The organism is Nitrosospira multiformis, from assembly GCF_900111585.1.
GTDB lineage: Bacteria > Pseudomonadota > Gammaproteobacteria > Burkholderiales > Nitrosomonadaceae > Nitrosospira > Nitrosospira multiformis_B.
Window position 1 is genome coordinate 18257 of the sequence record NZ_FOHI01000008.1, and the last position, 16531, is coordinate 34787.

The 16531-nt window shown below is 54.1% G+C and carries 14 protein-coding genes; 3 read left to right on the forward strand and 11 right to left on the reverse strand.

Translation table 11 applies throughout. From position 1 onward, the window contains the following. Positions 1 to 13: 13 nt before the first annotated feature. The gene (locus tag BMW46_RS11945) at positions 14 to 271 is read right to left on the reverse strand and encodes a DUF2024 family protein (protein ID WP_074708876.1); all 258 of its coding nucleotides are present in this window, start codon (positions 269 to 271) and stop codon (positions 14 to 16) included. A 330-nt stretch (positions 272 to 601) separates the two neighbouring features. Here BMW46_RS11945 and BMW46_RS11950 point away from each other — a divergent pair, with 330 nt between their 5' ends. After that, positions 602 to 2281, forward strand: coding sequence for an OprO/OprP family phosphate-selective porin (locus tag BMW46_RS11950; RefSeq protein WP_074708878.1), 1680 nt, complete (start codon positions 602 to 604; stop codon positions 2279 to 2281). 93 nt (positions 2282 to 2374) lie between these two features. Here the strand turns inward: BMW46_RS11950 and BMW46_RS11955 are convergent, their stop codons facing one another. Beyond that, positions 2375 to 5557, reverse strand: coding sequence for a DUF748 domain-containing protein (locus BMW46_RS11955; protein WP_074708880.1), 3183 nt, complete (start codon positions 5555 to 5557; stop codon positions 2375 to 2377). Between the two features lie 137 nt (positions 5558 to 5694). Continuing rightward, the gene (locus BMW46_RS11960; protein WP_074708882.1) at positions 5695 to 6066 is read right to left on the reverse strand and encodes a DUF2784 domain-containing protein; all 372 of its coding nucleotides are present in this window, start codon (positions 6064 to 6066) and stop codon (positions 5695 to 5697) included. Positions 6067 to 6197: 131 nt separating this feature from the next. Here BMW46_RS11960 and BMW46_RS11965 point away from each other — a divergent pair, with 131 nt between their 5' ends. Further along, on the forward strand, positions 6198 to 7175 hold the full coding sequence (locus tag BMW46_RS11965; RefSeq protein ID WP_074708884.1) for a sulfite exporter TauE/SafE family protein: 978 nt from the start codon (positions 6198 to 6200) through the stop codon (positions 7173 to 7175). 69 nt (positions 7176 to 7244) lie between these two features. On the opposite strand, the gene BMW46_RS11970 is transcribed toward BMW46_RS11965, so the two are convergent. From BMW46_RS11970 to BMW46_RS11985, 4 genes are all read right to left on the reverse strand, one after another. Then, positions 7245 to 7796, reverse strand: coding sequence for a TlpA disulfide reductase family protein (locus BMW46_RS11970; protein ID WP_074708886.1), 552 nt, complete (start codon positions 7794 to 7796; stop codon positions 7245 to 7247). A gap of 111 nt (positions 7797 to 7907) precedes the next feature. Beyond that, positions 7908 to 9869: a protein-disulfide reductase DsbD gene (gene dsbD, locus BMW46_RS11975; protein ID WP_074708888.1), complete on the reverse strand. Its 1962-nt coding sequence runs from the start codon at positions 9867 to 9869 to the stop codon at positions 7908 to 7910. 16 nt (positions 9870 to 9885) lie between these two features. Beyond that, a complete protein-coding gene (gene cutA / locus BMW46_RS11980; RefSeq protein WP_074708890.1) occupies positions 9886 to 10251 on the reverse strand; it encodes a divalent-cation tolerance protein CutA in 366 nt (121 codons plus the stop codon). A gap of 46 nt (positions 10252 to 10297) precedes the next feature. Further along, complete coding sequence (locus tag BMW46_RS11985) at positions 10298 to 11191, reverse strand: SDR family oxidoreductase (RefSeq protein WP_074708892.1); 894 nt, start codon at positions 11189 to 11191, stop codon at positions 10298 to 10300. Between the two features lie 56 nt (positions 11192 to 11247). On the opposite strand from BMW46_RS11985, the gene BMW46_RS11990 reads away from it, so the two are divergent. Continuing rightward, a complete protein-coding gene (locus tag BMW46_RS11990) occupies positions 11248 to 12306 on the forward strand; it encodes a CDP-6-deoxy-delta-3,4-glucoseen reductase (protein ID WP_074708894.1) in 1059 nt (352 codons plus the stop codon). A 78-nt stretch (positions 12307 to 12384) separates the two neighbouring features. Here the strand turns inward: BMW46_RS11990 and BMW46_RS11995 are convergent, their stop codons facing one another. From BMW46_RS11995 to hemC, 4 genes are read right to left on the reverse strand one after another with little or no spacing between them, the layout of a single operon-like run. Then, a complete protein-coding gene (locus BMW46_RS11995) occupies positions 12385 to 13611 on the reverse strand; it encodes a heme biosynthesis HemY N-terminal domain-containing protein (protein WP_074708896.1) in 1227 nt (408 codons plus the stop codon). Beyond that, positions 13608 to 14657 (reverse strand): uroporphyrinogen-III C-methyltransferase, encoded by a 1050-nt coding sequence (locus BMW46_RS12000; RefSeq protein ID WP_074708898.1) that lies wholly within the window; start codon positions 14655 to 14657, stop codon positions 13608 to 13610. Before BMW46_RS12000 ends, BMW46_RS11995 begins: the two co-directional genes overlap by 4 nt. Then, the gene (locus tag BMW46_RS12005) at positions 14654 to 15451 is read right to left on the reverse strand and encodes a uroporphyrinogen-III synthase (RefSeq protein ID WP_074708899.1); all 798 of its coding nucleotides are present in this window, start codon (positions 15449 to 15451) and stop codon (positions 14654 to 14656) included. Before BMW46_RS12005 ends, BMW46_RS12000 begins: the two co-directional genes overlap by 4 nt. Continuing rightward, a complete protein-coding gene (gene hemC / locus BMW46_RS12010) occupies positions 15448 to 16413 on the reverse strand; it encodes a hydroxymethylbilane synthase (protein WP_074708900.1) in 966 nt (321 codons plus the stop codon). The genes BMW46_RS12005 and hemC overlap by 4 nt, the downstream gene beginning before the upstream one ends. Between the last annotated feature and the right edge of the window lie 118 nt (positions 16414 to 16531).

Sequence of the window (16531 nt, forward strand, 5' to 3'; positions counted from 1 at the left end):
GCGGCCCGCAGGCTCACCTGCACCCTTCCATCTTGTAGATGAAGTAACCGTCCTTGCTGATTGCTTCCTCGACATTGGCAGGGGCCTTTTCGCTGTGGCAGAACCTGCACTCCCTGCTGCTAACCGTTGCATCGCCTTCACCAACAGAAGTCAGCCACTGCTTCGCATACTCGATCGCTTTCTTGTCGTCTCTCGTGTTTGTGAACACGTCAAAGTGCATCGTGCGGCCATCCTTGGCTTTCACCCAAGTATCATATACATGCATTTCCATAAACTTTCCTCTTCGATGGTTTCAAGTCTTACCGGAGTTGGTAATTCAATAACAGCACATAGACTATCACGGCAAAAGAAAAAGTGAAATGTAGCGCATGCCGAGCCATTGTTTTTCTATGTCACTTCATTATATTGCCCCTCTCTGCGCCTGCTTCCGATTCAAAACGATGCACGGTTGACATGACGTCAAACCCTTTTCAGGCGCGCCGATCTGGCCCGAAATCATCAGGTTTGTCATAAAACTGTGACAAAACTGCAATGAAACAGACATCTGCCGGAATTATTCTCCCCTCGGTTTTTATCAAACATCCGAAAAGAGAATACACCGATGAAATTACGCAAGCTTACACTGGCACTCGCTACCGCTCTGGGTTCAAGCTTATCGTCCGCAGCTTTCGCCCTTGATCTTTATGTCGATACTAAAACCGAGCAAATCTATGCGAAACCGGGACCCGGACGTGTGCATATCGGTTCTTTCGTTAGGGAAGAGGATGCTGCGACAAAAACTGCCGGTAAAACCAGTAAAACCGCTGATGCACCGGTGGAAAACTCCGACAGCCGGATAGCAGAAAGGGCAACCGAAAAAACAGATCCGGCAGAACTGATGGCAGCCCGTAGAGACATCGAAATGAAGGCGAAGATGCGGGAAGCGCGTCTCGTCAGCGATATGGCATCATTGGAAGAGCGGGTCAAGCAAACTGAAAAAACCAAGATGAAATATGGACCTGGATTGCATTTTGAAAGTGCTGATGGAAACTTTACGGCGGAAGTCGACGGACGAATGCAAGTAGATTCGCAATATAACATTACCAACGACGTCCTGCCGCCCGCACCCAATGATCGTCCTTATGAGCTGAACAGTGGCGCCAATATCCGGCGTGCCCGTCTCGGCGTGGAAGGCACGATGTTCAAAAAATGGGACTACAAGTTCGAGTTCGACTTCAGCCGCGGAAACGGATCGGTGGCATCGGGGATCACGGACGCATTCATCCGTTATAACTTCAATAGTCCGTTATCCGTAAAGGTAGGGTCGTTCAAGGAGCCGTTTAGCATGGAGGAAGCGACCAGCAATCGCTTTCTGACGTTTATCGAACGGAATATGGCCGTGAACACATTTCTCGATAATCCCAACGTCTACAAGACCGGGATAGGCGTCAACTATGCCGTGCCGCGCTGGCAAACTGGAATCTCCTTCCAGACCGAGCCGGTGGGAAGCTGGTCCAGCGCCTCGACGTCAGTCAATCCCAATGGCAACAACAGCCGCAATAATGGCTCGGGCGACACCAGCTGGGAAGGAGTCGGTCGTATCTCCGGCAGGCCCTGGATGGAGAGCGAGACCAAGTTCTGGCATGTAGGAGCGTCAGCAGCATACACCAGGGTCAATACGCAGTACGAAGGAGATGGCGACTTCGCCAACGGCGGGATGAGCTTCGCATCTTTTCCCGGCGCCAACGTTGACCGAACCAATGTGCTGAATACCAGCAATCTGAGCATCGGCAACAAGAACGATCCAAACTCGCGCCGCGTGGAAAGCTATACTCGCTGGGGTGCGGAAACTGCCCTAGTCTATGGTCCGTTCTCGGCACAGGGAGAGTATCTGCAAACCCATGTAAATGGCCATGGCTACAGCGGGGAATCGCTGTTCGGCTTCTACGGTTACTTAAGCTACTTCCTGACCGGCGAATCCCGTGTTTACCATGTCAAGAATGGAGCATGGAACAGAATAAAACCCCTCCAGGCTTTTCAGCTCAATGGCCCGGGTTGGGGAGCCTGGGAAATTGCCGCGGGGTACGATTACATGAATATGAACGACGGGGTCATCAGGGGCGGAAAGGCCGACCTCATCAAGTTCGGTCTGAACTGGTATCCTCATTCCAATGTTCGCGTCATGACCAATTATATTCATGTCCTCGATGTAAACACGGCGGGGGTGACGGATCGCCGCAGTGCCGGCTTTAACAATGCCAATCTCGATATGTGGTTGACACGCTTTCAGGTGGATTTTTAAAGTCGCCGGAAGATACAGTAGCTTAAAAGCATACGGCAGACAGCGGACATTTCCGTAGCTGACAAGGGCGGAAATGCCGCTTCTGCCGGGGACTTACCTGAGTGAGAACTCCACGCGATTACCCGCCTTCTCGCGGTTCGTCCCTGCTTCAACTTTCGGTGAAAGTACGAAAATTCGAGCATCAGGGATTCCCCCATGCTCGATCAGCCAGTCTCGTGCACTCATCGCCCGGCTTTCGGCAAGCTCCTGCAGTTCTGCATCGCCCGCGTCGATGTTGGCAAGCATCAGCTTCTCCATCTCTTCCGCAGGCAAGCTTTTTGACAGACCGATGAAGTTTTTCGGCTTCTCGAACTTGGCATCCTTGTAAATCTGCTCCAGGTATTTTTCATATTCCTCCGGTGTCAGCGTTACATCTTCCAGAGAATCGTAAGATTTTCCTTTTTTGATATCCACTGACAATTTTTCCGCCTTGATTTTGCGTTCAAGTACACCCCGCTTCAAAGGCTCCGGATCACTTGAGGCATCGGCATGACCGATGATCTCGAGATTGAGCGCTGGCCGATCTGTCAGTGCCTGGGCTAACTTCTGGAGTCTTTCTTCTGCCTCTGGCGGAATCTTTACCTCACCTGCGGGAAAATTGATCTCCGATAGTTCTTCTCCCCCGAAAAGCGATCCGAGCACCGTGAAAGGCGCCGTAGCTGCTTTGGTCAGCAAGTTGAGGATGGCTTTGACAATTATGCCTCCCAGGCTGAATTTCGGATCGTTGATGGAACCGCTTACAGGAAGGCGAATATCTATTTCTCCGCGTCGGTTTTTTAGCAACGCCAATGCCAGGTTGACCGGAATCGAGATCGCATCCGGACTTTCGATTTTCTCACCGAAAGTCAGTTGATCCAGGAAGATACTGTTTTCCGCTGTTAACTCGCCATGTTCAACATGATAGTGGACGTCGACCGATAGTTTGCCTTTCTCGATTGCGTATCCGATATATTTTCCGGAATAGGGGCTGAACGTAGGCATATCGATACCTTTGGCCGAGGCCGTAATATCAAGGTTGAGTTCTCTGCCGAAGGCATCGACCGACCCGCTGATTTTCAATGGGGCCGTTTTATCTACCGCGCCGCGAATATCCACTTCTCCGGTTTTTCGGGGATTGAGCGGTCCTATGCGTCCCGCCAGGTCGGTCAAGTAGGCGCGATAGTTGGGCTGGATGAACTGGTCCTGAAAATTGACGTGTCCTCCCTGCATCACGATACGACCTATGCGGACGGGTAGATTCTTGCGCGGAGAGGGCTGTGAAGGAACAGGCGCAGCTCGTGATATTTCGGGAGATGTGCTCGCTGGTTCCGGCTCGGGCGTCGGTGCCGGCGCAGCAGCAGCCTGCGAGGGAGAAACCGCTGTTTCCTCCTGCCGCACGATGTATTTGAGATTCAACTCGCCTTGAGGAGTAATGACGACATGGGCAAAAAAGTCGGTAAGCGTGATCGCAGCGGCGTTGATGCTGAGAGGCTCATTGGCAAACTCGATGCCCTTGATATCGACACTTCGCCAACGCATGAGGTTGGTGGCATCCGCCTTGTCCAGCATGTTGAAATTAGTGAGCCTTCCATCCCCGCGCACCGCTACTTTTAACGGCGATGCCTTTTCTCCCGGCTCCTGCCCCTTGCCCCCATCCGCTTTGATCTTGCCGCGGAAGGATAATGCACCGCGCGAGAACAGCACATTCAACCGGTCTCCAGCCCAGCCTTGCAATGCAACAAGATCAACATCCTTGGCATTGACTGCCAGATCCGCGGCGACCGGTGCCCAGGCAAGGGTACCTTTTGTTTCCAGGCTGCCTGTTTTGTTTACTTCCGCCTTTAGCTCAAGTTGGGATGGCGTTGCGCCGCTGAAGTCGATCTGATTGACTGCCAGGTCCAGGGTATTGACCACCATGGGGGCTACGTCCGGCAAAGTGGCATCTTCAAAGCGCAGCGCGGCATCCGCCAGCTTGAAGCTTCCAAGTTTTACCGTCCATGGCTTGCCTGTGTCCGCTTTGAGAGAAGGAGGGGCAGAGGATTGGGATGCCTTTTCCGCCCTGTTTATCGGGGTAAAAAGCTTGGCAAGATCGAGCCGACCATCTTTAAGGCGTCGCAATGAGGCATTGAAGCGATCCAGAGTTGCAGCGCCGAGACTAACATTCTTCTGTCCGGTATCAGCCACGATCTCATCCAGCGTAAGCTTCGGCAGGTTGAGTGTGGGTTCAGCGCTGCCTTCTGGCGTCACCGCAATTTCCGTCAGGACTACGGCAGCTCGCGAAGGCTTCACCGCATTCAGGTTTATTTCAGTCAATTGGACGTTGAATTCGCCCAGCGTGGCAGCATATGGCGCCTCCACCGAATGATTCTCGACTTTCAGCTTCTTTAAGGCGGCATTGCCTGTGAGAACCAAGGCAGGCGATTGGCCGTCGACTTGGGTAAACGTCAACAAGAGTTCGCTGTCGAAATACCCGGAGAGAAGGTGAATACCGACTGGAATGGGGGAATACTCGTCTATACGCGTCAGATCCACATCGCTCAACTTGATCTCAAGTGTCGCTTCACGGTTTGTGGTGAAAGGCCGCAGCTTCCCGGTGAGATTGAACGGGGCACCGTTCACCTTGGCGCTGAAGCGCGGTTCCACCCATGTTTCCTCCGCGCTTTCGAAATTGGCGATAAAAGGTACACCGATTTGAATGTCGGATATCTCCTGCTGACTTTTTTTCACATGGTCGACGAATTCGAAGCGCCCGTCTTCGATAACAATATTCTGTACCGAGAACATGCTCTTGCCGCCCTCTTCCTCCTCTTCTTTCGGCCGTTTCATGAAGTCTTCTATCAGATCGGTGATATTGAACTGCTGCTGCGCTTCGCGAACGAGGCGCACAGCCGGTCCTTTGAGCGAAACCGAACTGATCACGGGCGCACGATGAGCAATAGAGGCAATACTCAGATCGAGGTAAAGTTCATCAAAGGAAAAAAGATTCCTGTCTGCGTCTACGCTTGTCTCTTTTTCGCCTATTCGAAAACCACGAACCGTCAACTCCAGCGTATAGGGCTGAATGTCGATCGACTGTACAGTAACTGGGCGATGCAGAACGTCCGATAAAGCGTCTTCCAGTTTTGCCTTGGCATATCCGGGCAACCAGAAATAGCCGAGCAGACCAAACAGGATAATTATCCCGGCGAAAACGCTCAGACCGATCATGAAACGGCGGTGACGGATGAAGCGATGCAAGAACGTTGTGAGGGAAGACATGATGAGAGTTTTCGGAAAGTAGCTGCCGGTGCGCAAAAGGGTAAAAGGGTGTAGAGGCTTCAACCTCTCTGTAGATGAACTTCTTTCTATGCATGACTTTACGCTGTGCAGAAAAACGGGTCAATTACGACCGGAAATCATTGCGAGGAGCGGCGCGGCTGCGGCGGAATGAGTCGGAAAGTAATGACCACCAGGAGCGCGAACAGTACATACGCTACCAGAAATACCCATTCCGGAAGATCATGGAAGAGGATGAGGTGCAGCCAGCGCTCGATGAAACCTGTTTCGGTTGCCCTCCCACGCAACGCGTCTTCCAGCCATGTCAGCGGACATACCACGCCAAGAAGGGACTCGGCGGTAACGTACAGGATAGCGGCAAGATGGGCAAACCGGAACCTTCGATTTCGCACAAAGCTCAACCCTATCCAGTTACCCACCCAGATCAGGGGCAGACCGCCGACGACAAACAGCACGAACAGAAGATGAATAACTAGGATGATATCGGCCATCTGTCGAACAAGTGTGTGGATTGGTCCGTTCGCGGAAATAACAAAAGAATAAACATATTCTATTAGGTTATTTCTGGATATTCATGCCTGTCGGTATAGTGTTGCGCTTATAGAAGAGGCAGGAATAAGGTATGAAGATTCGCAACCTGGATCTGTCAGGCAACCCGATCAATATCGAACATCAGCAATTGGGGATTCCTCCCGTCGAGGAACCGGTCTCCCATCCCGGCACTCACCCGCTCCTTCACGCGGCGGCCTGGTTTGCCGTGGCAGTATTGATCTTATTGATCCTTTTTCTGGCCGGTCGTTTTTTTATTTCCAATAACTGGTTAGGGGGCTGGCAGATCATTGGCGAAACCCTGAGCAGCAGTATTTTCTGGAATGCTGCGATAGTCGGGTTCTTCGCCCAGGTCGTGGATGGCGCTCTGGGAATGGCTTATGGGGTGACAGCCACTACCTTCCTGCTTGCTTCGGGCGCCACACCCGGGGTGGCCAGCGCCAGCGTCCATATCGCCGAGATTTTTACCACCGGCGTTTCCGGCATTTCGCATGTCAAGTTCGGCAACGTGAACAAGGATTTGTTCGTCCGACTGCTCGTTCCCGGCATCCTTGGCGGTATCCTGGGAGCAGTGCTGGTGACGCAGGTCGATGGCGCCCTCTTCAAGCCCTATGTTTCCGCGTATCTGTTGCTGCTGGGAATTTACATTCTGAGCAAAGCGTTCCGGTCTTTGCGTCTGCGCAAGAATCCACCGAAGCATGTGGGAAAGCTCGCCCTGTTTGGCGGATTCGTCGATGCGGCAGGAGGCGGCGGATGGGGACCGGTGGTAACATCCACGCTGGTCAGTACGGGAAACGATCCGCGCACGACCATAGGCTCCGTCAATTTCGCCGAATTCTTCCTGACGCTGACCGGCGCCGCCGTTTTCACCTTGCTGATGGAAACCAATACATGGCCCATCATTGCGGGATTGGTCTTCGGCGGTTTGTTCGCCGCGCCGTTTGCGGCAGTTCTATGCAAAAAGCTGCACGCGAAGACCCTGCTCATACTCGTGGGTTCCCTGATCATTATAACCAGTCTTTATAACCTGTACAGGGCGCTCGGGAGCTAGCGCAGAAGCCGAAGGAATATAATCGAAATGCGATCTTCCGCGCCTGCGACGGATTTTTTCAGCGATTCCCTAGAGTAAAGGTCCGATCATGGATTCGAGCTTGCTCTCACTCAGCCGACCGAGTTTGCTACCGATCATTTTACCGTTCCGGTCAATCACGACGGTAAAAGGCAGCGCACCCTGGATATTTCCCGCAGCACCCGCGATCTGCATCGCTTTCATATCTCCCACGAGCACCGGATAATTGATGCCCATTTCCTTGCTGAATGCTGCCGCCCTTTCTTTCTGATCCACCGCAATGCCTATGAAGACCAGTCCCTTATCACGAAATTTGTCCTGAAAGGAGATAAACTCGGGTATTTCCTCGCGGCATGGCGCGCACCAACTCGCCCAGAAATTCACCACCATGACTTTTCCCCGCCACTGGGAAACAGGCTGGATATTTCCCTCGAGATCAGGAAAACTCGCCGCCAGTATCGCTTCAGCACCTTTAGTAGCGACGGCGGCATCAGGAGGGGATGCCACATCATTGCTCGCCAACTGGCCGCGCAATAAGACTCCTGCTGCCACCGCAAGTATGGCAACACCCGTGTACAACAATACCTGTCGCAATTTTGTCATTGTTATTCCTGAGAAAAATAAGCTTCAAATCCTGACTCGGCGACCGCAACTCACGAGTTCGGCTTGCCTGTGCGCACTCCGGATCAATTAAATTACGCTGCTGGGGGAAAGCTAGATCAGCACCGCGTTGAGTATTTTCAGAAAAGCCGGCGTATCCTGATAGCCGATGATTTTGACGTTGGGAACTTGACGCCCCTCTTTGTCCATGAAGAGAATGGCCGGAGGCCCGAACAGCTTGAAGCGCTTGAGAAGCTCCATGTCCTCAGGCGTACCTGCTGTCACATCAACCTGCAGCAGCACAACGTCTTTCAATCGTGCCTGGACAGCTGGGTCGGTAAAGGTGAAACGCTCCATTTCCTTGCAGGAGATGCACCAGTCTGCATAAAAATCCAGCATTACGTATTTGTTTCTCGACTGGAGGATCTGCTGATTCAGTTCCGCTACCGACTTTACTCTCTGGAACGGCAAATGCTCGTTTGAGTTGATACCGTCCTTTTTTACGCCTTCCATGTCAGCCGCTGAAATATTCAGCTTTGAAAGAGGTTGCAGGATATCGCGGCTGCCGGAAAACACGCCGATGAGCAAGGCGATGCCTGTCAGCAGGGCAATCATGCCCACCCCCTTGAGGAATTTCTGAAAACCGGGAGCACCCGGCCCCAGCGGGTCAACCGCATGCAGGTAAATGGCCGACACGATCAGCAGGGCGGCCCATAGCAGCATGTGTACCACGGCAGGAATCACCGGCGATATCAGCCATATTGCCACCCCCAGCAGCAATACCCCGAACGACTGCTTGACTCCTTCCATCCATGCACCTGCTTTCGGCAAGAGGGCGCCGGCGGAAGCACCCAGCAACAGCAAGGGCAAGCCCATGCCCAGTGCCATGGCAAAGAGCGCCGAACCCCCGAGCACTACATCCCGGGTCTGGCTGATATACAGCAGCGCGCCTGCAAGAGGCGCTGCCACACACGGTCCGACAATCAGTGCGGACAAGGCACCCATGCCGAATACACTGGTCAGGTGCCCCCCTTTGAGATGTCCAGCCTCTTCCGAAATCTTGCTCTGGAAAAAGGTGGGGAGCTGCAGCTCATAGAACCCGAACATGGAAAATGCGAGTGTTACAAAGATCAGTGCGAATGCGCCAAGTACCCAGGCGTTCTGAAGGGTTGCCGACAGCATTGCTCCGGAGAGTCCCGCTGCCACCCCGGCGATAGCATAGGTAATGGCCATTCCAAGTACGTAGGCCAGGGCCAGGATGAAGCCGCGCTGCTTGGTAACGTGCTGTCCCCCTTTGGCGATAATGCCGGACAGAATGGGGAACATGGGAAATACACAGGGAGTAAAGGAGAGAAGCAGGCCAATACCGAAGAAGCCGGTGAGAATCAGCCAGAAGTTGCCGGTCTGGAACATTCTCTCGATTTCCACCGATTCTGTCTCAATGGCAGCCGAACCGTCCTTCGACTGGAACAACTCGTCAGTTGCGTCAACTCGTACTCCAGCGGTACCTGTTGCGGCGGATGCATCGGTGCTCATTGCATTGGCGACCGCCCCCGCTGCCTTTGCAACCGGCAGCGTCAGATCGATTACCTTGCTTATGGGCGCATAGCAGACACCGATGGGCTCGTTGCAACCCTGATAAGTGGCAACAAGAGTCACCTTGTTGTCAGAAGACGCATTCCGCTTCAGGGAAATCAGCGCTTCAAACGGCTCGTGAAAAACCTCGACCTCCCCAAAGGTCACATCGCTTTTCATCTCTCCCTGTGGCAGGGAGATGTTTTCGACGGTGGTTCCGGGGGTCTGCGGTTTGAACGCAACTTTATCCTTGTAAAGATAGTAGTTCTTCGCCGGCTCGAAGTGCGCCACAAGCGTATTTGCGTCCCGTACCTTAACCTTCAGCTTGAAAGCCTCGTCAGGGGGCAGCAATTCCTGCTCCTCCTGATCCTGGCCAAGGGTCGAGCGCAGTTGCTGCAAACCCGAAAGAAATCCGGAAGTTTTTCCTTCTTCCGAAAAGACGCTTGTGCTGAAAAGGCAGAGAAACAGCAGGAAATATCGGCTATATCGGTTCAGGGGCATGACAACCAGATTCTCTTCAATTTTTATCCGGATTCGACGTTTCGCCGGAAATCCAATGCAGATATGCGGGCAATCCGCTGCTTATTGGGACAGCAACGATTTCAGGGAGTTCGTAGGGGTGCATGGACTTTATCAGACGCTCCACTGCAGAATAATGCTGCGCAACCGTTTTAATAAAGACCGGTACCTCGACCCCGCTTTCCATTTTGCCTTGCCAGCGGTAGATGGAAGTGCACTCGCCCTGTATGTTGACGCAGGCGGCCAAGCGCTCTTCGATCAGCTTATGCGCAAGCGAGACCGCCTGCGCCTTGTCGGGAAGACCGGTAATGACAAGTATGTATCCCGTTTCCGGATCGGAGGGGGGTTGGAGCGGTTGGGGCATCTGTTTGCTTCCATCGAAAATGGATTTATTTTACCTGCTTTACGGTCTATCCCGCCGCGTACAGGCACTCCGCGACTGTGGGATAGCGCAGATGTACGCGCAACTCCTGCTTGATCCGCATATTGGTCAGCCGTCGCGACTCCTGCATGAATGAGAGAATGCCGGGCGCGATGCAGCCTTCTGCTTCGGCACGACGAACGCGCGAAGGACGCGGCAAAGTAAATCGGTCCGCTACCAGATCGAAATATTCGCCCATTTTCAGGTTTGAATCGTCGCACGCATGGTAAACCCTGCCCGGCCGCGCATATCGGAGCGCAGCAACGACGATGCGCGCAAGATCGTCCGCATGAATATGATTCGTATAACCATCATCTTCCGACACCAGCACTGGCGCTCCCTCACGCAGGCGCGCGAGCGGCAAGCGATCGCCGGCATAAATCCCGGGTACACGAAGAATCGAAACATTCACACCGTTGCGCAACCCCCAGTTGCGAACACGCCTTTCCGCATCCGCCCGGCGCACTGCACGTTCCGTCAGAGGATTGATCGCCCGCGTCTCGTTTACCAGGGCCCCCTTGCAATCCCCATATACCCCGCTGGTGCTGATGTAAATAAAGCGTTGTGGTAACATTGAGCGCTTCATTTTTGGTCGCCTTGTCAGGGCCGCCAGAAGATGTGCGGTACGGGTGTCAGTGCGACCGCGGGCAGGAGGCGGAGCAAGATGTAAAACGGCATCTGCCGCACCCGCAAGTTTATCAAGGCTGTCGGGTATGTCGAGATCGCCGGATACAGGCGTAATCCCCAGCGAACGCAGCGAAGCACATTGCTCGGGCTTCCGGTACAGGCCCAGCAATCGGTAATGTGTTAGCAGCAGGGGAGCCGCACGCAGAGCGATATCACCACAACCCACGATCAAGAGTGTTCGCTTTATCGTTTTCATGTTAGTTACCGACATTCCATTTTTATTTTTGCTGGATCATCCGTAATCGTAATCAGATGTCTCATCAAATTACCATCCAGCCGAGCGGACACAGGTTTTTCGCCCAACCCGGCGAGACTGTTCTCCAGGCTGCGCTCCGGGAAGGTTTTCCGCTCCCCTATGGCTGCCGCAATGGCGCTTGCGGAACCTGCAAGGGCAAAATCATACAGGGAACAGTGGATTTCGGCAGCTATAACGAGAGCGCGCTGACGGAAACGGAAAAACAGGCGGGAATGGCATTGTTTTGCCGGGCTGTACCCCTCTCGGAACTTGTCATTGAATGCCGCGAAATCGGCGCCATAAAGGATATCAAGATCAAAACCCTTCCATGCCGGGTGCAGAAGCTCGAACGGGTCGCACCCGATGTGATGATCATCTCCCTCAAGCTTCCCACCAACGAACGGCTGCAATTTCTGGCGGGGCAGTATATCGACATCCTGATGAAAAATGGCAAGCGCCGCAGTTTTTCACTGGCCAATGCGCCCCATGACGATGAGCTGCTTCAGTTACATGTGCGTAATTATCCGGGCGGTGCATTCGCCGAGCATGTGTTCATGCAGATGAAGGAGAGGGATATTCTCCGCTTTGAAGGACCGCTCGGCACGTTCTTTCTGCGCGAGGACTCGGATAAGCCGATCATCTTTGTCGCCAGCGGCACAGGATTTGCACCGGTCAAGAGCATTCTCGAGCATGTATTTCACGGGCGCAGTCCCCGCGGCCATGAGCGGCAGATCGTGCTCTATTGGGGAAACCGTACCAGAGCTGACTTGTATGCACCCGAACTGGCAGGAAGCTGGCAACAGGAACATGACAATTTTACTTTTATTCCTGTGCTGTCGGAGCCGCTACCCTCTGACAACTGGAACGGAAGGACCGGCCTGGTGCATCAGGCTGTGCTGCAGGATTTCGACGATCTCAGCGGCTATCAGGTGTATGCTTGCGGCACGCCGGCAATGGTCGAGGCCGCTCACAGGGATTTCACGCGCTTGCGCGGCCTTCCGGAAGAAGAATTCTTTTCGGATGCATTCACCACTTCAATCACTTCAACCACTTCAGCAAGTCCGGCAAAAGCGTGACGTTTTCTTCCTTGCGTCCTCTTCCCAGCTCTCCGAAGCGACATCGAGAATGGAACCGAAGCTGAACGGCTTCCGGCACTATTCCATGGCATTATTCGGCCCTTGCGGCCGTTCCAGCTGCCTTACAGCCAGCTCCAATCCTTTGCCGTAGTGCTCCCTTGCCAGTTCGGGCTGCCCGAGCTTTTCATTCAGCTGTCCCAACGCGAGGTGCGCCGCATATCCCGGTTTGACCGATAGACTGGCTTCAAGATAGCTCTGAGCCTTGCCCCACAGTTCCGCATTGACGCAGAGCTTTCCCAGAGCAAGCAGCAGGAATGCATCACTGGGATGCCCTTCAAGCCATGCCTCGGCACGTTCTATCTGCCGCAAGGGATCGCTGCCGATGCATTCCGCATAGAGCTTTGCCAATTCCGAATCCCATTGACTCTCCAGGCTCTGCTCGACCAGATGATGAACCATGGCGCAGTCTCCTGTTGCAGAAAACGCGCGCGCGGCAGCAGCAGCGACTTTGCCATCCTTTTTTTCCGACGGGGATAGGTTCTCCCAATACTCCTTCAGCGCCTGCGGATTCAACATTCTGCTTCTGAGATTCTCTATGTGCGCTCTGCACCGCAGTTGTTTTATGAGGTCGGCCTCAGGACCATCGCGCTGTTCCAGCTGGCCGATCAGTTCAAGCACGACATCCCAGTTTCCAACATTCTGCTGGGCTTCCAGCTCCAACCTCAGCGCACCCGGATGTCGGCGCAACTCGCCGGAGGGCAGCTGGTGCAGCAGATCGAGCGCTTCTTCAGGTCGATGTTCGTCCAGAAGCAATTCAGCCTGCGTCATCAGCCGCAATGCCACTTCTTGCGGCGCGCTGGTTTCGGCCTGGGCAATGAACTCGTCCCGCCGGGAATAATTTCGCAATCCATGGGCCGAGCGCGCGGCAACGATGGCATTGATGGCGCTGAAAGCGGTGGAATCCTCCATTTTCAGGGCGGTGGCGGCGGATTTCTCCGCCTTCGCATACCGCCGCTCGAAAAACGCCTTGAGACCGTCCAGCGTTCCTTCCAGAGCCTTTTCCCGACGTCTGCGGGTGCGAAATTCACTCAGTTCGGCAGGCAGCCGAGCGGTAAATGCAATAAGCCGCATCCCCAGGTAACCCATCAAAATGATGGCCAGCAGCAATAACACCAGCAGGTTGAGCGACAGCTCTATACGATAAGGTTGGGCGACAATCAGCACATAGCCGCTGTTATAAGTGGCAGCGATGGTAACCGCCACGGCAATCATGAACAGGGCCAGAAGCCAGAACGCCCCCTTCACCTGTTTCCCCGGTCTCGCGTCAACCTGTAGTTACGAACCGCATCAAGACTTGCCGAGATGCGCGGCAACTCAGCGCCGATATCAGTCTCGCCCAATTGCTGCAATGCTTCCCGGAAATCGACGACGGGTTGGGCTTGAGTGTTGTAATAACGCCTGATCTGCTCCCTGGACGCATCGAGGTCAGCCTTGAAGCTGGGTCCGTTGTGCGCAAGCAGCGCATACCGCGCGGATAACAGCCGCAACTTCAAATTCTCGCGCAGAAAATACGCTTGCGATGGCGACAGCAGGGCGACATCCGGGCTGTCCATATGCTGTATCCGCACCAGTTGTTTGAAATCCTCCCATACTTGACGCAGAAAACGCAGCCATACATTTTCAGAGATGGGAACGGAAAGCGGGGAAGAGGCACTCTCAGGGGGTCGAAACTCCATTGCCAGCGGCAGCGTATCGACGGAGGCGGCAAGATTATCCAGGCGCAGGCTGATTTCCGTGGTGTCAACATACGGCACCGATTTCAGCAGATCCATATCCTTTGCAATGGTTTTTCGCAAAGAAGCCAGTTGCGGACGATCAGTGCGCTGGAGCCGGCTATCCGCCTCCTGCATTGCAATCAGTGCGGATTTGACGTTGCTTGCCAGTTGCAGTTGCTGATTGGCGATAAGCAGTAATTGCTCCACTTCTTCCAGCATTGCTTCATCGCGGCTTCGCGTAAGTTCCTGGTAAAGCGCTTCCAGGGCAACTTGCTGGCTCTGCGATTCAGCCAGTTTGTCTTCAAGGAGGTCGAGCTTCGTTTCCGCACGGCGTCCCGCTTCGACTGCATCAGCTGCGGTATTACGCGCCTCCTTGCCTGAAGTATCTGCCTCGGCTAGCCGTCTTGCCAGCTCATGCCGCAGCCCTGCGATTTCGCTGCGCGTGTCGTACCACTGCCAAGCGAAAACCAGGATCAGAATCAAAGCAAAAACCAGCAGGGGGTTGGCGTGCGCAAGCCATCTCGCCCCTGCTTTCTGCGGTCGATCGATATCAGCAGACTGAGTTTCCACGCTCATGATTGCGTAGGAGCAACAATATGGCCGGAAAAATAATCCTGCAAACCCGCCACCAGCCCATCGTCTCCGGCAGCAGTAACAATCACGCGGTTAAATCCCAATTTCCGCGCCACCCCCGCGATGCGCTCATGGGAAACGAACAAGGGCATGTTTTCAAGCCATGTTCTACCTGAGTCGCCCACCATCTCCCATAAATTGCGCAACCCTTCACTGCTGGTAACGGTAACCGCATTCATCTCACCACGCGCCCAGGCTGCGAGAAGCGGTGCAACTTCCACTTCCGGCCGTATCCGGCGATAACACTCCGCGTATTCGACAAAAGCGCCGCGTTTCCTCAGCGTTTCCCCCAGCAGTTCGCGTCCGTTGTCGCCCCGAAAAATGATGATGCGCTTGCCCGCTACATGGATATGATTCAATTCTGCCATATCGAGCAAGGCTTCGCTGTCGAATCGCACCGCAGGCACGATTACTCCGCTCACCCCGAATCGTTGCAATGTTCTGGCAGTGCCCTGACCGACTGTCGCAATTTTGAGATCGAACGGCAATGCACGTTTCGCGCATATAACGTTCATCGCCTTATTGACGGCGTTGGGGCTGACAAAAATCGCCAGATAGAATTCGTCCAGGCGCTCGATCAATTCGAGCAATGGACGCGGGTCGGAGATATCCTGAATCTCCAGGACCGGAAACAGGTAGGGTTCTCCACCTGCTGCTCGTATTTTCTCAGCAAGCTCCCCCGCCTGATGGGAAGGACGCGTGACCAGGATATGGATCCCGGTCAGCGGCTTGCTCACGGATGGCTCACGGGTTCAACCGCTTTCGATTCCAGCGCTACCAGAATCTCTTCCGCACCCTTTGCCTTCAGGTTCTTTGCCAGCTGCGCTCCCATCGAAGCGCAATCATCGGGACTCCCGTTCAGTTCATCGCTTATCATGCGTATTCCGTCCTGGCTGGCGACAAATCCACGCAGCCTAAGCACATTTCCCTTGATTTCGGCAAAGCCTCCCAATGGCACTTCGCAACTGCCACCTAGGGCGCGACTCATGGCGCGCTCGGCTTCGACGCAGCGCGCAGTGGGAATATGATGCAGCGGTTCCATGAGCTTGATCAAATCCGAGCGATCTGCACGGCACTCAATACCCAAAGCGCCTTGCCCTACTGCGGGCAGGCTGAGATCGGGGCTTAGCAGCGCCGTGATACGATCCGCAAGTCCCAGTCGTTTCAATCCCGCTGCCGCCAGAATGATCGCTGCGAATTGGCCCTCATCCAGCTTGCGCAAACGCGTCTGGACGTTGCCCCGCAGCGGCTGCACCTGCAAATGAGGAAAGCGCGCGCGCAACTGGCTTTCACGCCGAAGACTGGAAGTGCCCACCACGCTCCCCGGCGGAAGCGCATCCAGCGTCGCATACTTGTTGGAGACAAATGCATCCCGCGGATCTTCACGCTCCGTGATCGCTGCCAGCGCGAATCCGATCGGCATATCCATCGGCACATCCTTCATCGAATGCACGGCGATGTCAGCGCGCCCGTCCTCCAGCGCCTGTTCCAGTTCTTTGATGAACAAACCTTTTCCACCAATTTTGGATAGCGTCACATCAAGAATCTGATCACCCCGGGTTGTCATTCCGGATATTTGAAATTCCGTTTGCGGGTATAATTCTGCCAGTCGATCCCGGATGAAATTGGCCTGCCACAGGGCAAGGGCGCTTTCCCGTGTCGCGATAACTATTTTAGTGAGTGCGGATGAATTAGGCATTCCTATTAAAATAAACAAAAGTTTGGAAATCCTGCCGGCGCTTATTTTACCATGGTGGATGCCAAAGCCGGACTGAAGTAGCAAACTGAAGTGCCAAACTAAGTAAGTACTTAGGGCA